Raw genomic sequence first — 19,330 nt, forward strand, 5'->3', positions numbered from 1 at the left:
GTTCTAATCAGGCCTGAAACCCACCTATCCGACCGTGGTTTCGCGCGCCGTCTTCTTGCCCGATCCGGCACGCACCTTCACGGTTCTGGTGCGCTTCGCACCATCGACGCTCTGAAGATCGCGCATGAAATTATCGCGCCACACCGACACGTTGTTCTCGCGCAGTTGCACCATCATGTCGCGATGACGTGCCTGACGCTCCACAAGCGGCATCTCCAGCGCTTTCGCCAGCGCCTCGGCCATACCGTCGATATCGACCGGATTCACGATCAGCGCGCCATCCAGTTCCTGCGCAGCGCCGGCAAAGCGTGACAGCACGAGCACGCCCGGATTGTCCGGATCCTGCGCCGAAACATACTCCTTGGCGACGAGATTCATGCCGTCGCGCAACGGCGTGACGTACCCGACATGCGCGGTGCGAAACAGCGCGGCCAGCACCGAGCGCTCGTACTGCTTATGAATGTAAAGGATTGGCGTCCAGTCCAGTTCGGCAAAGCGGCCGTTGATGCGGCCCGACTCCCCTTCGAGTTGCAGGCGGATGTCCTGATACGCGTGCATGTCGGCACGCGTCGGCGGTGCGATTTGCAGGAACGACACCTGGTTGCGTTGCGCCGTGAAATGTTCGAGCAAGCGCTCGAACGCTCGGAAACGTTCGACTAGCCCCTTCGAATAATCGAGGCGGTCCACGCTCATGATCAGCTTGCGCGAATGCAGCGCCGTCTTCATCGTGCGAACCGGCTTGCCGCGCTCGCCCGCCTTCGCGAGCTCGGCGATTTCGTCCGGATAGACGCCGATCGGATAAGCCGCCGCGCGCAAGGTGCGGCCGAACGCATGGACGCTCAGCGGTCCGCTGGTGGACACGTCGACGGTGCTGTGCGCCTCATTGACGATGTAGTCGCAGAACGCCCGCAAATCCGGCGCGGTCTGGAAGCCGAGCAGATCGAATGAGCACAGCGCTTCGACCAGCTCGCGATGCGGCGGCACCGCCAGCAGTACCTGCGACGCCGGAAACGGAATATGCAGAAAGAAGCCGATGCGATTTTTCACGCCGGCCGCGCGCAACGCCTGGGCGAACGGAATCAGGTGATAGTCGTGGACCCAGATCACGTCGTCCTCGCGCAATAGCGGGACCAGTTGCTGGGCGAGCCACGCGTTGACGCGGCAATAGCCTTCGAAATCGTGCCGGTCGTATTGCAGCAGATCAGCGCGATAGTGGAACGCGGGCCACAGCGTGGCGTTCGAGAAACCGCGGTAGTACTGGTCGTAGTCGCGGCGCATCAGCGCGATGGTCGCGAAGGTCACCGGTCCGCGCTCTTCCACCTTGATCTGCGGCTGGCCGGAGCTCAGCACGTCGCCACTCCAGCCGAACCACATACCGCCGGTTTCCTTCAGCGCGTCGTACACGCCGACTGCCAGGCCGCCCGCCGCCGGGCCGCCCTCCGAGATCGGCGCAACCCGGTTCGATACGATGATCAGTCGGCTCATGAAGCGCGATTCCCGATGCAGTAAGTCATGGTCGTTAGGGGATGAGGCGCCACGGGCGGTGTCAAGATCACGCTCCGCGCGCGGCCGCGACAATCGATTCCAGCCAGTCGAGCAGCGCCGTGACCGACTCGATGCGCGTATGCGCCATCGTGTCGCCCGCGCCTACCTTGATCGACAGGCCACCGCGCTCGTTGACGACGGCAAAGCCTTTCTCGTCGGTCAGATCGTCGCCGGCAAACACCGGCGTACGGCCCACGAATGGCGGCTCTTCCAGGAACGCGCGCATCGCGCGGCCCTTGTCGACGTCCTTCGGCTTGATTTCGTAGACCATCTTGCCCGGCTGCAACACATACGAGCCGGGATAATCGGCCACCAGCCGCTCGGTCGCCTCGCGCGCCACCGGCTCGCGGTCGGGCGCGTTGCGGTAGTGCAGCGCGAGCGCCGCCCCTTTGATCTCGAGCAGCATGCCGGGATGTTCGTTGACGACCTGCGCGAGCACCTGCTCCATACGCAACAGGCGCTCGTCGTGAAAACCGATGCGCTGTGTGTCGCCGTTCGCGTCGCGCCGCTCGGCGCCATGGAGACCCGCGATCGGCAGATCGGGCATGCCGAGAAATCCGTCGATGCTGTCGATGCCGCGGCCCGACACGATCGCGACCGCGCCGTTCGTGAGACTGCGCAACTCGGTCAGCAGCACGATCACGCGCGGTTGCACCAGCACGCCGTCCGGCGTGGGCGCGAGTTCGACGAGCGTGCCGTCGAAGTCGAAGAAAAATGCCGTCTCACCAGGAGACAGAACAGCCGGAAGTGCTTGCATCGGTTAATTTTGCCTTTCAGCCTTCTGCGGCCGGAAAAGTGTGCGCATCTTACCGCGCATCCGTCAATTTTTCGAGAAAGTAAGCCGGGACACAAGCCTGGCTGGGCAGCGCAGCCGACGCCGCTCACGATTGCGTTCAAAAAGAGAACAATCGGGCTTCAGCGAGCTTTCAGCCGCCTGCGTCAAATTGCCTCGCAAACCGCCCGCCCGCAGGCGCTGCGCGACGTCATCGAAGATTTTGCGATACAGTCGCTGCCACGCAGACCATTGCAGCGACGACCCTATTCGCACACCATGACGGGCCGCGCGCCTGGCACGAATCAACCGAGTCCGTTCACGGGCAGCGTCACGCGCCGCTCTTCAATCGAGTCATTGAACCCTGCTTTGTTCCCCATCCTCTCGTCCCGCCACCAACAGTCGAACCGCTTAACGCCACGCCGGCCGTGGCTCGGGCGCCTGGTCGCGTTGACCGCCATGGTGGGCGCACTCGCAGCGCTAACCGGCTGCACGCATCCCACCGAACCGTTCCAGTTAACCAACGTGACCGGCCACCTGCCGGATCTCGACTTCACGCTAACCGGCGATGATGGCCGCTCCGTAACGGGCGATTCGTTCAAAGGCCGCACGTCGCTCGTCTACTTTGGTTATACGCATTGTCCGGACGTCTGCCCAGAAACGATGGGCCGCCTGATGCAGGTGCTCGGCAAACTCGGCCCGGACGCGCAAAAAGTGCGCATCCTGTTCATCACCGTCGATCCGGCGCGCGACACGCCCAAAGCGCTGCATGATTACGTCGGCGCTTTCGACTCGCAGCACGCCGAGGGCCTGACCGGCACCGACTGGCAGATCGAGTCGCTCGCCAAGCGCTACCGGGTCGCCTATCAGATGGAAAAGCGCGACCCCAACGGCAACTACGAAGTCACTCATAGCTCGGCCGTCTATGTGTTCGACCCGCAAGGCCACGCGCGCCTGCTCGCCACCGATCACGATACGCCCGATGCGATCGCACAGGACCTGCGCCGCATCGTTGATGACCGTTCCTGACCTTTCCCGAGTTCACCCATGTCGATCAAGATCAAAACGTTCGCCGCACTGAGTTGCACCCTCGCCCTCTCATTCGGTTTCGCATCGGCTGCACATGCCGCCGGCGCGAACGCGATCAGCGTCAAGGACGCGTGGGTGCGCTGGCTGCCGAACAATCTCCCCGCTGCCGGCTACGTGACGTTAGTGAACGCGAGCGACAAGCCGGTTGACCTCGTCGATATTTCCAGCAACGACTACGGCGACGCGATGCTGCATCAAACCGTATCGAACGGCTCGACGCAAAAGATGGTGATGGTCGACAAGCTGACGGTGCCCGCGCACGGCCAGGTGGCAATTGCGCCAGGCGGCTATCACGTGATGCTCGAAGACGCGAAGCACAAGGTCGCGCCGGGCGACACCGTGCATCTGACGCTGAAGTTTTCCGACGGCGAAACGCTCGATACACCGTTCGCCGTCAAGTCGCCCGCCCAGACCAAGTAACGCCCCGCGATGAACCTGCTCTACTGGCTCGACCCCTGGGAGTTTTCGCCGACCGTCGTCATCGCCTTGCTGGTGCCGGCGATTCTTTTCGTGCGTGGTGCGCACAAGGCGAAAGTGTCGATTCGACGGCGCATTTCCTTCTGGTTTGGGTTGGTCGCGTTGTATGTCGCGCTGCATACGCGGCTCGATTATTTCTTCGAGCATGAGTTCTTCATGCATCGCGCGCAGCATCTGGTGCTGCATCACCTCGGGCCGTTCTTTATCGCCCTCTCGTATCCGGGCGCCGCGTTGCGCGCGGGCATTCCATTCACCTGGCGGCAACGCTTCGTGCGGCCGGCGCTGGAGACTGCCGTAGTACGCAAGCTGCTCGACGTGGTGATGCATCCGGTAGTCGCCGTCACGTTGTTCGTCGGGCTGATCTACTTCTGGCTGATGTCGCCAATTCATTTCGTGGCGATGCTCGACTGGCGGCTTTATCGCGTGATGAACTGGAGCATGGTGATCGACGGGCTGCTGTTCTGGTGGCTCGTGCTCGATCCACGTCCGGCGCCGCCCGCGCGTTTGTCGCCCGGCAAGCGCGTCCTGGTGGTGATCGCTGCGATTCCGCCGCAGATCATGCTCGGCGCCTTTATCTTCTTTACGCCGCGCGAGCTGTATCCGATCTACTCGATTTGCGGTCGCGCCTTCACGTGGCTCAGCCCGATGCGCGATCAGCAAATCGGCGGGCTGTTGCTATGGATTCCAGGCTCGATGATGAGCGTGATTGGCGCGTTGTTGGCGTTGCGTCACTGGATGCGATTGTCGGCTCGCGGACGGCTGCGCGGCGAGCGGCGCGTTAAGGCGACGCCAGGCTTGACGCAACCGGCGTCAGCGCCTGCGAGCAGCCAGCGATAAGCATTCTCTCGAATCGATTGAAGTCGGCGCGGTTGAAGCCGGTCGGCACGCGAGCGCCGAGTCCAGTTGCGCCCCGGTTTTTTAAGCCGAACGCATCCACACATGCGGGATGCCGTCCTCTTCGTGAATCTCCGACACCGGCGTAAAGCCAAACGCCCCGTAGAAGCCTTGCAGATGCGCCTGCGCATGCAAACGGATCGGCGTACCAGGCCACTGCGCCCGGATGTGCGTGAGCGAGCGTTCGAGCATCGCATTGCCGACGCCGATGCCGCGGAATTCCGCCGTGGTCAGCACGCGGCCGATGCGGATATCGGTGTCGTCGGCGTCCGGCAACAGCACGCGCAAATAGCCCGCTAGCGGTGGCTTCTTTTCACCGGGGCCAAAGGCAAACAGGTGCCAGGCATCTGAATCGAGCCCGTCGATATCGCCATACAAGCAGTTTTGCTCGATGACGAACACCGCGCTGCGCGCGGCCAGCATCGCATAGACTTCCGCGGCCGTGAGGTCTTCGAACGCTTTCCAGCGCCATTCGAGTTGCGCCAGTCGCGTGGCGGCGGTTTGCTGCGGTTCAGTCATGGAAAGGCTTCAAAAAGAGGTACGCCTGGAGAGATGGCGGCAATGCGAAATTATGCCGCGCGTGGCGATCTTAGGCTATGCCGCGCCGATCTTGGCGAGTTCGGCGGTAACCGACGACCCACACGCACGCATGCCGCGTTCAGCCGTCATGCGCCCGACCGCACCGCCGTTACGCCACGCATTCAGGACGCTTCGTGGTCAATTGCATCGGTACGACCGCCAGCCGCAACCCCGCTACGCGCTTGCAAAAACCGGCTCGACGGGCTGTGCGAGACAGTCGATCAGGTTACCGGGTCCGCACAGATGCAGCGCGCCCACCACCACCAAGGTCCGCTCCGGCCGTCCGAGCAGCGCCGTCACGCGCGCCGCCCACGCGTGATTGCGCGCATCGAGAATGGCGTGGCGGATGCCGGGCAAGTTGAACATCGGCGACTCGACGGCAATCTGGTGTACAGCCTGCAAATCGCCATGCAACCACGCGGTGTGCATCCGCTCGAGCGTGCGCTGCGGCTCGTCGAGATCGGACATCAGCATGCCGAGCGCGGTGCCGACTGCTTCAAGCGAAATCGATTCGAGCGACGCCGCCACTTCCTGCGCGGTCTCGAGATACTGGTACGGTTTGGCTTGCGTGAGCGCCGAGCGCAGCATCCGCGGCTCGACACCTTCGACGACCTGCTGGAACAGCGTCGGCGCGACGATCAGCGCGGCCCACGGACGTAGCGCGACGAGCGGCGCCAGCGGACCCTCGACGGGCCACACAGCCTGGAGCTGATTCCAGGCATCGGCGGATAGCAAAGGCTGCAACTGATCGGCACCGCCCTGCGGGGGAGCCTTGAGAAACGGCAGGATCGTCGGCGGATCGGATTCGAAGACCAGCGATTCGGCCCAGTCATACGCTTCGGCAATCCATGGCGGCGTTCTGCGGCTCGTCGCAGGAAACAGATGCATCGAGCCGAGCAAACGGACGTTGGTGCCGGTGAGTTGTAGGTACATGCAGCCTCGTGAAGACGGGCAATTGCGCAAAGCGGCAATCGGGCAATTCAATCAGCGGCGCGCAGCGCGGCAGCCCGGCTCGCGGCCCCTCGCCACGCGGTCCGCACCGTGAACGCGACGAACAGCAGGAAAGCAATCTGCGAAACGTACAGGTCCGTGCGGATCGGATGATGCAGCGCGAACCATGAATTGTGCACCACGTCTGTCACGATGACAGCGACACAGAGGATCAGCCCTGCTCTCGGACTCAGCAGCAATAGCAGAACCGTTAGCGGATCGATGAAGAGCAGTGACGTCCAGTAGATTTGTGTCAGCGGCGCCGCACCGCCGTAGTCCCACCAGAGCCCGTGGACCAAAGCCACTTGCAGATGCGTCCAGGTGGCGCCGCAAAGGCATAGCGCGTAGATCAGGCGCAAATGGAAGGAGCGGCGTTCGATATCGTGGATGCGCATGATGTCGATGCGAGAGCGTTGGAGTCTGCGAACTATAGCGTTGCGCGCAGATGGACGCAGCGGCGTATCGTAAGCGGCGACCTGAGTACCGAGGCTAAAATGAGAGACACGAAGTATGAGGTGCACGACGCCGGATAAAAGAAAAGCCCCGACAAGTCGGGGCTTTTCCTTACATCAACTACTGGAGGCGCGAGCCGGAGTCGAACCGGCCTAAACGGCTTTGCAGGCCGCTGCATAACCGCTTTGCTATCGCGCCGCAAGCGGACTGGAATCTAGCTGCAGATTCTCAGATTTGTCTGGCGGGCGACCGTAAGGACTGACCCACCAAACAAAAAGGGAAGCGTTGCTTCCCCTTATGTATGGAGCGGGAGACGAGGCTCGAACTCGCGACCTCAACCTTGGCAAGGTTGCGCTCTACCAACTGAGCTACTCCCGCATTGCCCTACTTCACAACGCCTTGCACTTTTACTTCGCCAAACAACGCGTTGCTTCAAAATTTGGAGCGGGAGACGAGGCTCGAACTCGCGACCTCAACCTTGGCAAGGTTGCGCTCTACCAACTGAGCTACTCCCGCAATGTGCTGCTAACTTCTGCCTTGTTACTGCAACTACTCTCTTACTGCTACCGCGCTTCAAACTGCGTGCATCGGAGAAACGAGATTATGGAGAAACGACTGAAACGTGTCAACCCCTTTTGCGAATGTCTTTAACTGAAAAGATTTCACTCACGCTTGCCCGACGTTCGGACACGCTTCAGCCACTCGGGCATCGCACCCCGAACGTTTTCCAATCAGGCGACGCCACTGCGCTCACGAATCTGCGGCCACGCTAGTTTCATGTAATAGAGCATCGACCAGATCGTCAGGAACGCAGCCAGATAGATCAGCCACAGGCCCCACACGCGCGTATCGACAGACACCCCGCCACCGAACGGCAACGGCCCGTAGAACAGCAGCATCGGAATCGCGACCATCTGGCACACCGTCTTGAACTTGCCGAGCGAGTTCACCGCGACACTCTTCGATGCGCCGATCTGCGCCATCCACTCACGCAGCGCCGAGATGGCGATCTCGCGTCCGACGATCACCAGCGCGATCGCCGAATCGATCCGTGCCAGTTGCACGAGCACCAGCAGCGCAGCCGTCACCATCAGCTTGTCGGCGACCGGATCGAGAAACGCGCCGAACGCCGAAGTCTGATTCCATTTGCGGGCCAGAAAGCCGTCGAACCAGTCGGTGAGCGCCGCCAGAATGAAAATCGTCGCGGCGGCCAGATTGCGGTGCGCCGGGCTCATCATCATGTCGGGCAAATAGAACACGCCGACGACGAGCGGAATCAGGACGATCCGCAGCCAAGTCAGGAAAATCGGGAAATTAAACGGCATGGGCAGGCGCAGCGTCTGACAAGGGAGATGCAATTGTGCCGTGTCACAGGGCCTGCCACAAGCAAAGCGGCACGCGGGGCCCGGCAGGCGCCGCGCCGGAGCACCGTTTGTCGGGCACTTATCAGCCGCTTGCTGAGCGCTTCTGCGCCACCCATTGGCCGCACGTTGCCCGCCTGGGGCAGCGTGGCGTACTACAGATCAGTGCAATTGCCGATAGATCTGCTCAGCAAGCGCCTGCGAAATTCCTTCGACGCTCGCCAGATCCTCGACGCTGGCCGCAACCACCCCACGCAGCCCGCCGAAGCGCGCCAACAGCCGCTGACGCCGCTTCGCGCCCACTCCTTCGAGTTCTTCGAGCCGTGAAGTCTGGCGAGTCTTGCCGCGCTTCGCGCGCATGCCCGTAATCGCAAAGCGGTGCGCCTCGTCACGAATTTGCGCGACCAGCATCAGTGCCGCGCTTTCCTTGCCGAGCTCGAGCGCCGCGCGGCCGTCCGCGAAAATCAAGGTTTCGAGGCCGACCTTGCGTCCCTCGCCCTTCGCGACACCGACCAGCATGCCTGTATCGAGACCCAGTTCGGTGAACACCTGGCGCGCGATTTCAACCTGACCCTTGCCACCGTCGATCAACACGATGGTCGGCAGGATGCCGCCGGCCGCAGCCGGTTCCGCGGCATCCGCTGCAAGCGACGGGTCCGCGGCCGCGTCGCTTTGCAATTCGGCGGCTTCGTCCGCGGCGTTCGCAGCAGCCTGCGCGACCATCTTCTCGTAGCGGCGCGTCAGCACCTGACGCATTGCCGCGTAGTCATCGCCGGGCGTAATGCCGGTGATGTTGTAGCGACGGTATTCGGACGACTGCATCTTGTGATGGTGGTACACCACGCACGACGCCTGCGTCGCCTCGCCCATCGTGTGGCTGATGTCGAAGCATTCGATACGCAGATGCGCGAGGTCGTCACACTCCATGCCGAGCGTGTCGGTGAGCGCGCGCGTGCGAGCCTGCTGCGAGCCTTGTTCCGAGAGCAGGCGTGCGAGCGCGAGCCGCGCGTTCTGCTCGGCCATCGCGAGCCATGCGCGCCGCTGGCCTTGCGGCTGGCGCAGCACCGTCACCTTGTGGCCGGCCTGTTCGATCAGCACGTCGACCAGTTCGCGCGTGGACGGCGCATGGCTGACCACGAGCACGGGCGGGACGCGATTGCCGATGTAGTGCTGCGCAATGAACGCCTCCAGCACTTCAGATTCGATACCGCCGACGGTTGCACGACCTTTGCGTGGCGCCGAAGGCTCGACCGCGTCATCCGCGTCATCCGCGTCGTCTTCGGCCTCGGCAGCAGCATCTGCCTCGTCATCATCCTCTTCGGACGGCATCTCCCCAGCGATTGCGAGCGCGTCAGTTGCATCGGACGATGCGTTCACGCTGTTTGCAACCTCGTCAGACACCAGGTCCGCATCGCTCGCGACATCGACCAGCAGCTCGTCGTCGCCGCCTTGTTCAAGGCCGCCCTCGCCGACCGTCAACGCGCTTTCCACGTGCGACGGAAAATACGCCTTGTCGCCCAGATGCCGTCCGCCGCGCACCATCGCGAGATTCACGCACACGCGCCCGCCGAGCGCGACCACCGCGAGAATGTCCACATCGCTATCGCCGCCGACTTCGATCGCCTGCTGATGCAGCACTGTCGACAGCGAACTCATCTGATTGCGCACCGCCGCGGCCTGCTCGAACTTCAGCTCGCTGGCGAACGCGTGCATTTTCTGCTCGAGCTCCTTCATCACCTCGCCCTGCCGGCCAAGCAGAAAGCGCGAAGCATTGGCGACATCGCGCGCGTAATCTTCTTCGCTAATCGCCGCGACGCACGGCGCCGTGCAGCGGCCGATCTGATGCAGCAGACACGGCCGCGTGCGGTTGTTGAACACTGAATCCTCGCACGTGCGCAACTGGAAGACGCGCTGCAGGATCTGGATGCTTTCGCGCACCGCCCACGCACTCGGGAACGGCCCGAAGTACTGGTTCTTGCGATCCACCGAGCCGCGGTAATACGCCATGCGCGGAAACTTGTGACCGGTCAGTTTGAGATAGGGATACGACTTGTCGTCGCGAAACAGGATGTTGTAACGCGGCGCGAGCGCCTTGATCAGGTTGTTTTCGAGCAGCAGCGCTTCGGCCTCGGAGCGCGTAACGGTCGTCTCGATGCGCGCAATGCGCGTCACCATCATCGCGATGCGCGGCGACAGTTGCGTCTTCGTGAAGTAGCTCGACACGCGCTTCTTGAGATCGCGCGCCTTGCCCACGTAAAGCACCGTGCCCTGCGTATCGTAATAGCGATAAACGCCGGGCAGATGCGGCAATTGGGCGAGCACTTTTTTCGGCTCGAAAACGTCGGTTGCTTCGGGTTCGGTCATGCAGAATCGGTTGGCTGGGACAGTGTCGCGAAGCCTCTGCTCACGCGCTGCGCGCCAAGTGGTCACTAAGGCGCGGAACCGTGTGCGAGTGCTTTAGAATCGCCAGTTTAGAGCATTCCGCGTGCGTTCGAACCCTGCTGCATCGAATGGTGTGATGCTCCGGTAGAAGCCGGCGGCTGAAGCCGCTTGCACCACCCGCTGGCAAGACCCTGCAGAACCCGACCGCGCCACCTGTTCCACTCTGCGACCACGCCACCATGTCCTCCGCTTCCTCCGTTAGTCCCGTCTCCGAACAACGCGCAGCTGCCCCCACAGAGATTGCCTGCGACATTTTCTGCACGGTGATCGACAATTTCGGCGACATCGGCGTGTGCTGGCGTCTCGCGCGCCAGTTGGCAAGCGAGCACGGCTGGCAGGTGCGTGTGTTCGTCGACGATCTGCATGCGTTTCAGAAACTGTGCCCGTCGCTGGCGCTGGATCGCGCGCGCCAGGCAGTCGGCGGCATCATCGTCGAGCACTGGCACGAGCCGGCCCACGCGGGCGATACGCTCGAAGTGGCTGACGTCGTGATCGAGGCATTCGGCTGCGAGTTGCCGCCGATCTATGTCGCCGCAATGGCGCGGCGCGAGCGAGCGCCGGTCTGGTTCAACCTCGAATACCTGAGCGCCGAAGACTGGGTCGCGGATTTCCATCTGCGGCCGTCGCCGCATCCACGCTACCCGCTGACCAAGACCTTCTTTTTCCCTGGACTCGGTCCAGGCACCGGCGGCGTACTCAAGGAGCGGCATCTAGACGCCGCACGCGCGGCCTTCGAGGCCTCGCAACCGGAGCGCGAAGCGTGGTGGCTCAAGACCACCGGCCGCGCGCCACCATCGCCCACGGCCACGGTCGTCTCGCTGTTCGCCTACGAAAACCCCGCCATCGACAGCCTGCTTGAACAATGGCGCGACAGCGTTGAACCGGTCGTACTGCTGGTGCCGGAAGGCCGGATTTCGGGCGCGGTCGCGCGCTTTTTCGGGTTGCCGGCGTTCCCAGCCGGTTCGCATGCCGAGCGCGGCAGCCTCAGCGTTCACGCGCTCGCTTTCACCGAACAACCGGGTTACGACACGCTGCTGTGGGCCAGCGACGTCAATTTCGTGCGCGGCGAAGATTCGTTCGTGCGCGCCCAATGGGCCGACAAACCATTTGTCTGGCACATCTACCCCCAGTCCGACGACGCCCATCTGCCGAAGCTCGATGCCGCGCTCGCCCACTACGCCCGCACGCTGCCCGCCGACGCGCGGGACGCCCTCGCGCGCTTCTGGCACGCATGGAACGGCGCGGGGCGGCCGGACTGGGCGGAATTCCAACGCCACCACGCGGCGCTGAAGCAGCGCGCGGCCGAATGGGCCGGCGAACTCGCCCGGGTAGGCGACCTCGCCGGAAATCTGGCCTTGTTCGCAAAAACTCAGTTAAAATAAGCGGTTATCCAACGGCCGACGACGCAAGCGCGGCCCGATCGTGGCGAATGGTTTAGCAAGGTGCGGCAAATTCAGGTTTGCCAAACTCGTTTGACCAATTCCTCTGGCAGACTCGTCTTGCAAATTCGTCTGGCAAATTCGCCCGGATAACGGGGCCAGACTTAGGGTCCAGACTTAGGGACCAAACTCAGGGGCTAGCCCCACGGGCCAGACCAATTCGCAAGGCAAACCCGGCAGGCCAATCCGCTTGCGCCGTATGCCGTTGAGCAAAAGTTGAAGCTACTAATTTCGTACAGGACAGTTTTATGAAGACCGCACAGGAACTCCGCACCGGTAACGTCGTAATGATCGGCAGCGACGCGATGGTCGTGCAAAAGGCCGAATACAACAAGTCGGGCCGTAACTCCGCCGTCGTGAAGATGAAGTTCAAGAACCTGCTGACCGGCGCAGGCATGGAAAGCGTGTACAAGGCTGACGACAAGTTCGACGTCGTCGTGCTGGAACGCAAGGAAGTCACGTACTCATACTTCGCTGACCCGATGTACGTGTTCATGGACGCCGACTACAACCAGTTCGAAGTCGAAGGCGAAATGATGGGCGACGCCCTCCATTACCTCGAAGACGGCATGGCTTGCGAAGTCGTGTTCTACAACGAGAAAGCCATCTCGGTCGAACTGCCGACCACGCTGGTCCGTGAAATCATCTACACGGAACCGGCAGTCAAGGGCGATACGTCGTCGGGCAAGGTGTTGAAGAACGCCAAGCTGACCACCGGTTTCGAACTGCAAGTGCCGCTCTTCTGCAACATCGGCGACAAGATCGAAATCGACACGCGTACGCACGAGTACCGCAGCCGCGCCTAAGCGCCTGCAGCCTGAATCCCGCGGCGGAGCCAAGTCCGGCGCGGCGAAAAATAAATGGCAACAAAAAGCGCCCGCTTTGGGCGCTTTTTCTTTTTTGCGCCGCCGTGTATGGTTGTGGAAATCTTTACCGGCCCTTTCTCAAAAATGCCTGTCCGTTGTGCTTCCCGTCCTGTCTTGCGTCGAACAAACCATTGATAAGCTTAAGTAATTGGCTGTGGCACAGTCCATGCTTCTCTCCAATTCAGGCCAGTAAGGCTTGATTCCCTCAACTCCGGAGATGCGACATGAACCACGACATCGCTGAAGGCAAGTGGAAGCAAATGCTCGGCAGGGCCAAGACAGCATGGGGTGAATTGACGGACGATGAACTGGCCAAGGCAGAAGGCCGGGTCGACAAACTTTCCGGGCTGATCCAGGAACGCTACGGTAGGACCCGCCAGCAGGCGGAGCTTGAAGTACGGCGGTTCTTCGACAGCAATCGGGATTTCTGACCGGTCGAATGAAGAAAATACAGGTGCCCCTCCACGCGTCACATCGCGTCAGGGCGGGCATCCACTGAAAAGCAAAGGACCAGAACTACGTGAGTCAAATCGCCCCAGATCCGCTTGCAGGCCGTGTTCCGCGGCTTGCGCCGCGCCCATGCCAATCGGGCTGCGGCTATTCCGCCGCCCCGGCAGACGCTGCCCATGCGGTCGGGTATTCGACCAGCAGTACCGGCCAGCCATCGCGCCCGTGCCGCGCGCCAGAGTACTGGCGCGGCGTATCGGGTACTCCGTCCATCCAAAAATAGCGCTCGCCATGCCACACGCCCTGATTGTTGAAGACGATCCCAATAGCCTGTCAGGCCTGTCCGCCATCCTCGCTGCCGACGGATTCTCCGTCGACACCGCGACCACCATCGCCGAGGCCCGGGCGGCATTGACGCGCTTCATTCCCGATGTCGTGCTGGTCGACCTGAATCTGCCGGACGGCAGCGGGCTCGACGTGTTGCAGCATCTGCCCGCGCATCCGCCCGGCGGCGCCCTGCCCGTGATCGTGATGACCGGTAACGCGACGGTCGAGAGCGCGATCGAGGGTCTGCGGCACGGCATCTGGGACTATCTGCTCAAACCGGTCAATATTCCGCGTCTGCGCAGCCTGCTCGCCCGGATTCCGCGCCCGTACGAACTGACCGAAGAAGTCCAGACGTTGCGCGCGTCGCTGCGCCGGCTCGGTCGCTTCGGCTCGCTGCTCGGCCGCAGCGGTGCGATCCAGCATGTCTACGACACGATCGAACATATCGCGCCGACCGAAGCCGCTGTGCTGATTTCCGGTGAAGCCGGCACGGGCAAGCAGATTGCCGCGCGCACGCTGCACGACATGAGCCGGCGCCGCAAAGGACCGTTCATCACATTTGACTGCCGGACGGCGGCCAGCGTCGCGGCGCATCGCTCGCTCGATAGCCTGCTGTTCGGCCACGAGCGCGGCGCGTTCAGCGGCGCCGAACAGCGCGAGCCGGGCCTGTTCGAGCAGGCCAGTGGCGGCACGCTGTTCATCGACGAAGTCGCCGAACTGCCGCGCGCCCAGCAGGAAGCGCTGCTGCGCGCACTCGATTCGCAGACCTTCATGCGGGTCGGCGGCACGAATCAGGTGACGACCGACTTCCGGCTGATCGCCTCAACGCGCAAAAACCCGCGCGCGGCGGTCGCCGACGGCAGCCTGCACGAAGACCTCGCACTGCGTCTCGAAGCGGCCGCGATATCACTGCCGCCGTTGCGCGAGCGCGGCGACGATCCTACGCTGATCGCGCAAGCCGTCGTTGACGAGTTGAATCACGAAGCGATCACGCGCGGCACCTCGGAAACGGCCAAGCAGGTCGGACCCAACTTCCTGCGCGAGTGCCTCTCGTACGAGTGGCCGGGCAATGTGCGCGAATTGCAGGATCGCGTGCGCCGGGCGTATCACGCGTCGGGCGACGTCCTGGAATCGTTGCGCGCCGATGAGGCGGGCTCGGTGAACGGGCGCGATCTGAACGGCAGCCGCGTGCAGGTCACCGTCGGCACGCCTCTCGCGGACGTCGAGGAAATGCTGATTCGCGCAACACTCGATGCGGTTGGCGGCACGCGCCATCGCGCGGCGTCGCTGCTGGGGATCAGTCCGAAGACGCTCTACAACAAGCTGCAGCGGATGCGCTTGAACTGACGGGGTGAGGCCGGCTTTGCGGCAGGCCTCGCTTGAATGGAAAAACGGCGCCTGAAAGAGGCGCCGTTTTTTTGTTCGATGCAAACGCTTGAGTTGTAGATCTGTTCTCTATCAGTTGCAAGCGGCTGCTGTCGATTGCTCAAGCAAACGCACTGCGCAACAAAGTTTGCGCTTGCAAATACTGCGGCTCGGCGACCAGCTTGCTCCACTTGAGCGCCTTGCCGCGCGGCCGCATGCGTTTGAGCCGCTGCTGCGACTCCTTCGACGGCGTGAAGCGCAGCGCGTCCAGCACCTTTTCCGCTTCGTCCGGCTGATTGCAGATCAGCACCATGTCGCAGCCGGCCTGCAGCGCGGCGGTCGCGCCTTCCGTCAGCGTGCCGCCCTGGCGCGCGGCTTCCATCGAAAGATCGTCGCTGAAGACCGCGCCTTCGAAGCGCAATTTCTTGCGCAGGATGTCCTGCAGCCAGACACGCGAAAAACCCGCCGGCTTCGAGTCGACCTGCGGATAAACCACATGGGCAGGCAGCACGGCCCCGAGCGACACGTCGAGCCAGTCATACGGCGCCGCGTCCTCGCGCAGGATCTCGTCGAGCGAGCGATCGTCGACCGGCATCGCGACGTGGGAGTCCGCGTGCGCGAAGCCGTGTCCTGGAAAATGTTTGCCGCAATTGCTCATACCGGCCAACGCAAGGCCGTGACTGAGGCTCTTCGCCAGCAAGGTCACGACGCGCGGATCGCGATGGAACGCGCGATCGCCGATCACTTGCGACTGCCCGTAATTCAGATCGAGCACCGGCGTAAAACTCATATCGATGCCGCATGCGCGCAACTCAGACGCGAGAATGTAGCCCACCGCGGTCGTCACCTTCGTGGCGTGCAGCACGTCGCTGTCCCACAGCGTGCCAAGCTTGCCCATGGCCGGCAGCACCGTGAAGCCGTCGGTGCGAAAGCGCTGCACCCGGCCGCCTTCGTGGTCGACGGCAATCAGCAGATCGTCTCGAATCGCGCGGATCGAATCGGTCAGCGCGATCAATTGCGCGCGGCTCTCGTAATGGCGTGTGAACAGGATCACGCCGCCGGTCATCGGATGGGCAAGGCGGCGTTTGTCGTCGTGGTTCAGCGTTGTGCCGACCACGTCGAGCATTACCGGTCCGGGAGTGAGTTTCATCGAATTCCGCTAGAAAAAGCTTGAAGCAAAGAGAGACACGGCCGACGTGCGCCGCGTTCAGAATATTTTTATTCGTCGCTGGCGGGTGCGTGGGGGGCGTCCGGCCCTCGCGCCACTTCCCCGGTTTCCGCAATCACAAACGACACCGCGTAATCGCGTTCGTCGCTGATCGTCACGCGCGCCGTGATACCCCGCGCGTCGAGCCATTCGGCCAGTTCGCCCGATGCCACCACCATCGGCTCGCCGCTCGGCTTGTTGAGCGTTTGGAGCGCGCGCCAGGTCATCGGCCAACGCATGCCGAGGCCGATCGCTTTCGAGAAGGCTTCTTTGGCCGAGAACCGCGTAGCGAGAAATGCGAGCCCACGCGCCGCCGACCGCGCGTGACGCGCGTGGTACACGCGCAGCTCGTCCGGGCCGAGCACCTTCTCGGCGAAGCGGCCGTTGGTGCGTGTCATGACCGCGGCCACGCGGCTGACCTGAACGATATCCGTACCGATGCCATAGATCGTCATGGGCGGCGCCGCGGCGTTACGCGCTTGCGCCGAGACGGGCGGCGACCATGATCGCCTTCATCTCGCGCACGGCGTTGTCCCAGCCGGCGAAGATCGCATGCGCGACGATCGCGTGGCCGATATTGAGCTCGACGATGCCTTCGATCGCGGCGATCTGCTGAACGTTGGTGTAGTGCAGGCCATGACCCGCATTGACCTTGATGCCGAGCGCCGCGCCGAATTCGACGGCACGCACCACGCGTTCATATTCGCGCTGCTGTTCGGCCGGATCGTGCGCTTCGGCATAGCGGCCCGTGTGCAGCTCGATCACCGGCGCGCCCGCTTCGTGCGCGGCGCGGATTTGCGTCTCGTCCGGATCGATGAAGAGCGACACGCGCGAGTTCGCTTCGGCGAGCTGCTTGCATGCGGCGCGCACGGCTTCGAACTGGCCGGCGACGTCGAGGCCGCCTTCAGTCGTCAATTCCTGGCGCTTTTCCGGCACGAGGCAAACATCGTGCGGCTGCACTTCGCAGGCGATGTCGAGCATCTCCTGCGTGACCGCGCATTCCAGATTCATGCGTGTTTTCAGGAGCGGCCGCAGCTTGCGCACGTCGGCGTCGACGATATGGCGGCGGTCTTCACGCAGATGCAGCGTGATCACATCGGCGCCGGCCTCTTCGGCCATCAGTGCGGCGCGGATCGGATCGGGGTAAGACGTGCCGCGCGCGTTGCGCAGCGTGGCGACGTGATCGATGTTCACACCCAGGTCAATCACATTCGGCGACGTAAGAAAGAAGCTCATAAGTTCTGCAAGTCGATCAGTATCTGGCGCGTCGCGAGCGGCGTGCCGCCAAGGTAAGTGTTGAGCAGAAAGCGCATCAGCGTTTTGCTTTGCGCCACAGTCTGCGCTCGATGGTAATCGTCCTTTTCCATATCGAGCAAGGTCTGTCCGGCGATCACCGGCCATTGCGCGGGCAGATCGTCGGACGCTTCGCGCACGCCGCGCTCCGGATCGAACACGTAGCGGCCTTCGGCCTGCACCGCTTTGCGCGCGACAGTGCGATCGAGCGCCATCGCATAACCGGTTTCCCGCAGCAGCACGCGCTCGAACGAACGCAGCACCTGCACGGGCGGCTCGTCATGCGCGAGGCGCGTCATCGTGACGACGTAATGATGGAACAGTTGCGGATGCGGGTCTTCGCGTGCGCAGAATTTGACCAGCAGCTCGTTGACATAGAAACCGCAGAGCAACGCGTCGCCCGCCAAAGGCAGCATGCCGCCGACCCATTCGGCGCCGGTCAGCGTGCGCACTTCGGATTTGCCGGTCCACGACAAGGCGAGCGGCTGGAACGTCTGCAGCACGCCGCGCAAAGCGGAGTGGGGACGCTTCGCGCCCTTCGCGACAAGCGCGAGACGGCCGTGATCGCGCGACAGCACGTCGATGATCAGGCTGGTCTCACGATACGGATAGCTGTGCAGGACAAAAGCGGGTTGCTCAGCGATCCGGTAATCGGACGCGGAGGTGCGAGGCGCGCGGCGCGGCGGCGCTTTGCGCGGCTCGCCTTCGGCGCCTTGAGCGCCGCTTTGAGCACCCTGAGCGCTTTTGGCGCTCGATGAGGATTTTTTGGTACTGCGAGCCGGTTTGGACGGCTCGCGTGCCGGCGCTGCCGGCGCCGAGTCGTCCGGGTCAGCGTCGGAATTCAGCGTCATCCACGCGTCATTCGTACCCATACGCACGGAGTCCGGCTTCGTTGTCAGCCCAGCCGCTCTTCACCTTGATGAAGGTTTCCAGATACACGGGGCCGTCGAACAGTTTTTCCATATCAAGGCGCGCTTCGGTGCTGATCTGCTTCAGCTTGGCGCCCTTCTGGCCGATGATCATTGCTTTTTGCGTATCGCGCTCCACCAGGATGGTCGCGAAAATGCGGCGCAGACGCCCTTCGGTTTCGAACTTGTCGATCAGCACGGTGCTCGTGTACGGCAGTTCGTCGCCGGTCCAGCGGAACACTTTTTCGCGCAGGATTTCGGCGGCAAGAAAGCGCTCGCTACGATCGGTCAGATCGTCCTCACCGTAGATCGGTGCACCTTCCGGCAGGAACGGCTTGATCGTCTCCAGCAAACGCTTGATGTCGTCCGGATTTTTCGCCGACAGCGGCACGATCTCGTTGAACTGACGCAGCGCACTCACCTGCTGCATGAACGGATACAGCGAGTCCTTATCCGACACGCGATCGAGCTTGTTCGCGATCAGCAGCGTAGGCACCGACGGCGGAATCAGGTCGAGCACCTTCTGGTCGTCCGGGCCGAAGCGGCCGGCTTCGATCACGAACAGAATCGCGTCGACCGAACTCAGCGTGGACGTGACCGCGCGGTTGAGCGAACGGTTCAGCGCGCCGCTATGCTTGGTCTGGAAACCCGGCGTGTCGACGAAGATGTACTGCGCGTCTTCAAACGTATGAATGCCGGTGATGCGGTGGCGCGTGGTCTGCGCCTTGCGCGACGTGATACTGACTTTCTGGCCGACCAGCGCATTCATCAGCGTGGACTTGCCGACGTTCGGGCGGCCGACTATCGCGACCATGCCGCAGCGAAAACCAGTGGGAGTGGGAGCGTTCATATTCGGGCTACGGCAGGTTCAGATCG

At 62.7% G+C, this 19,330-nt stretch carries 19 protein-coding genes and 3 tRNA genes; 7 read left to right on the forward strand and 15 right to left on the reverse strand.

Annotated elements, in window-relative coordinates; translation table 11 throughout:
* Window positions 1-24: 24 nt before the first annotated feature.
* On the reverse strand, window positions 25-1,485 hold the full coding sequence (otsA, locus tag KHO33_RS09005) for an alpha,alpha-trehalose-phosphate synthase (UDP-forming) (RefSeq protein ID WP_200564606.1): 1,461 nt from the start codon (window positions 1,483-1,485) through the stop codon (window positions 25-27).
* Between the two features lie 67 nt (window positions 1,486-1,552).
* Window positions 1,553-2,302, reverse strand: coding sequence for a trehalose-phosphatase (gene otsB / locus KHO33_RS09010; RefSeq protein WP_054036247.1), 750 nt, complete (start codon window positions 2,300-2,302; stop codon window positions 1,553-1,555).
* Between the two features lie 474 nt (window positions 2,303-2,776).
* Between otsB and KHO33_RS09015 the strand changes: the two genes are divergently transcribed.
* Genes KHO33_RS09015 through KHO33_RS09025 form a run of 3 tightly spaced genes read left to right on the forward strand, consistent with a single transcriptional unit; the run spans window position 2,777 to window position 4,720 of the window.
* Window positions 2,777-3,346, forward strand: a complete 570-nt coding sequence (locus tag KHO33_RS09015) for an SCO family protein (RefSeq protein WP_200573902.1) — start codon at window positions 2,777-2,779, stop codon at window positions 3,344-3,346.
* Window positions 3,347-3,364: 18 nt separating this feature from the next.
* A complete protein-coding gene (locus KHO33_RS09020; protein ID WP_054036246.1) occupies window positions 3,365-3,826 on the forward strand; it encodes a copper chaperone PCu(A)C in 462 nt (153 codons plus the stop codon).
* 9 nt (window positions 3,827-3,835) lie between these two features.
* Window positions 3,836-4,720 (forward strand): cytochrome c oxidase assembly protein, encoded by an 885-nt coding sequence (locus tag KHO33_RS09025; RefSeq protein ID WP_200564608.1) that lies wholly within the window; start codon window positions 3,836-3,838, stop codon window positions 4,718-4,720.
* Window positions 4,721-4,801: 81 nt separating this feature from the next.
* On the opposite strand, the gene KHO33_RS09030 is transcribed toward KHO33_RS09025, so the two are convergent.
* The 8 genes from KHO33_RS09030 to uvrC form a co-directional block, all read right to left on the reverse strand.
* Window positions 4,802-5,296 (reverse strand): GNAT family N-acetyltransferase, encoded by a 495-nt coding sequence (locus KHO33_RS09030; RefSeq protein WP_200564609.1) that lies wholly within the window; start codon window positions 5,294-5,296, stop codon window positions 4,802-4,804.
* 234 nt (window positions 5,297-5,530) lie between these two features.
* On the reverse strand, window positions 5,531-6,289 hold the full coding sequence (locus KHO33_RS09035; protein WP_200564610.1) for a TraB/GumN family protein: 759 nt from the start codon (window positions 6,287-6,289) through the stop codon (window positions 5,531-5,533).
* 47 nt (window positions 6,290-6,336) lie between these two features.
* Entirely contained in the window at window positions 6,337-6,741 is a 405-nt protein-coding gene (locus KHO33_RS09040; RefSeq protein WP_200564611.1) for a hypothetical protein, read from the reverse strand.
* A gap of 182 nt (window positions 6,742-6,923) precedes the next feature.
* Window positions 6,924-6,997: transfer RNA gene (locus tag KHO33_RS09045), tRNA-Cys, on the reverse strand.
* Between the two features lie 104 nt (window positions 6,998-7,101).
* Window positions 7,102-7,177, reverse strand: a tRNA-Gly gene (locus KHO33_RS09050).
* Between the two features lie 62 nt (window positions 7,178-7,239).
* A tRNA-Gly gene (locus KHO33_RS09055) sits at window positions 7,240-7,315 on the reverse strand.
* A gap of 215 nt (window positions 7,316-7,530) precedes the next feature.
* Window positions 7,531-8,124 carry a CDP-diacylglycerol--glycerol-3-phosphate 3-phosphatidyltransferase gene (gene pgsA, locus KHO33_RS09060; RefSeq protein ID WP_054036235.1) on the reverse strand — a complete coding sequence of 198 codons (594 nt, stop codon included), beginning with the start codon at window positions 8,122-8,124 and terminating at the stop codon, window positions 7,531-7,533.
* 198 nt (window positions 8,125-8,322) lie between these two features.
* Entirely contained in the window at window positions 8,323-10,524 is a 2,202-nt protein-coding gene (uvrC, locus tag KHO33_RS09065; protein WP_200564612.1) for an excinuclease ABC subunit UvrC, read from the reverse strand.
* Window positions 10,525-10,781: 257 nt separating this feature from the next.
* Between uvrC and earP the strand changes: the two genes are divergently transcribed.
* The 4 genes from earP to KHO33_RS09085 all read left to right on the forward strand — a co-directional run bounded on the left by earP (window position 10,782) and on the right by KHO33_RS09085 (window position 15,028).
* Complete coding sequence (gene earP / locus KHO33_RS09070) at window positions 10,782-11,984, forward strand: elongation factor P maturation arginine rhamnosyltransferase EarP (protein WP_200564613.1); 1,203 nt, start codon at window positions 10,782-10,784, stop codon at window positions 11,982-11,984.
* A gap of 305 nt (window positions 11,985-12,289) precedes the next feature.
* On the forward strand, window positions 12,290-12,847 hold the full coding sequence (efp, locus tag KHO33_RS09075; RefSeq protein WP_054036233.1) for an elongation factor P: 558 nt from the start codon (window positions 12,290-12,292) through the stop codon (window positions 12,845-12,847).
* Between the two features lie 284 nt (window positions 12,848-13,131).
* Window positions 13,132-13,338 carry a CsbD family protein gene (locus KHO33_RS09080; RefSeq protein ID WP_200564614.1) on the forward strand — a complete coding sequence of 69 codons (207 nt, stop codon included), beginning with the start codon at window positions 13,132-13,134 and terminating at the stop codon, window positions 13,336-13,338.
* A gap of 307 nt (window positions 13,339-13,645) precedes the next feature.
* Window positions 13,646-15,028, forward strand: a complete 1,383-nt coding sequence (locus tag KHO33_RS09085) for a sigma-54-dependent transcriptional regulator (protein ID WP_200564615.1) — start codon at window positions 13,646-13,648, stop codon at window positions 15,026-15,028.
* A 139-nt stretch (window positions 15,029-15,167) separates the two neighbouring features.
* Here KHO33_RS09085 and nagZ read toward each other — a convergent pair whose 3' ends face one another.
* The 5 genes from nagZ to era form a co-directional block, all read right to left on the reverse strand.
* Window positions 15,168-16,196: a beta-N-acetylhexosaminidase gene (nagZ, locus tag KHO33_RS09090; protein WP_054036231.1), complete on the reverse strand. Its 1,029-nt coding sequence runs from the start codon at window positions 16,194-16,196 to the stop codon at window positions 15,168-15,170.
* A gap of 68 nt (window positions 16,197-16,264) precedes the next feature.
* Entirely contained in the window at window positions 16,265-16,708 is a 444-nt protein-coding gene (acpS, locus tag KHO33_RS09095; protein WP_054036229.1) for a holo-ACP synthase, read from the reverse strand.
* Window positions 16,709-16,724: 16 nt separating this feature from the next.
* Window positions 16,725-17,489, reverse strand: coding sequence for a pyridoxine 5'-phosphate synthase (gene pdxJ / locus KHO33_RS09100; protein ID WP_200564616.1), 765 nt, complete (start codon window positions 17,487-17,489; stop codon window positions 16,725-16,727).
* The gene (recO, locus tag KHO33_RS09105) at window positions 17,486-18,418 is read right to left on the reverse strand and encodes a DNA repair protein RecO (protein WP_200564617.1); all 933 of its coding nucleotides are present in this window, start codon (window positions 18,416-18,418) and stop codon (window positions 17,486-17,488) included. The genes pdxJ and recO overlap by 4 nt, the downstream gene beginning before the upstream one ends.
* Entirely contained in the window at window positions 18,405-19,304 is a 900-nt protein-coding gene (era, locus tag KHO33_RS09110) for a GTPase Era (protein ID WP_054036226.1), read from the reverse strand. Before era ends, recO begins: the two co-directional genes overlap by 14 nt.
* Window positions 19,305-19,330: the final 26 nt, after the last annotated feature.

The sequence above is a fragment of the Paraburkholderia nemoris genome, assembly GCF_905221015.1.
Classification (GTDB): Bacteria; Pseudomonadota; Gammaproteobacteria; order Burkholderiales; family Burkholderiaceae; genus Paraburkholderia; species Paraburkholderia nemoris.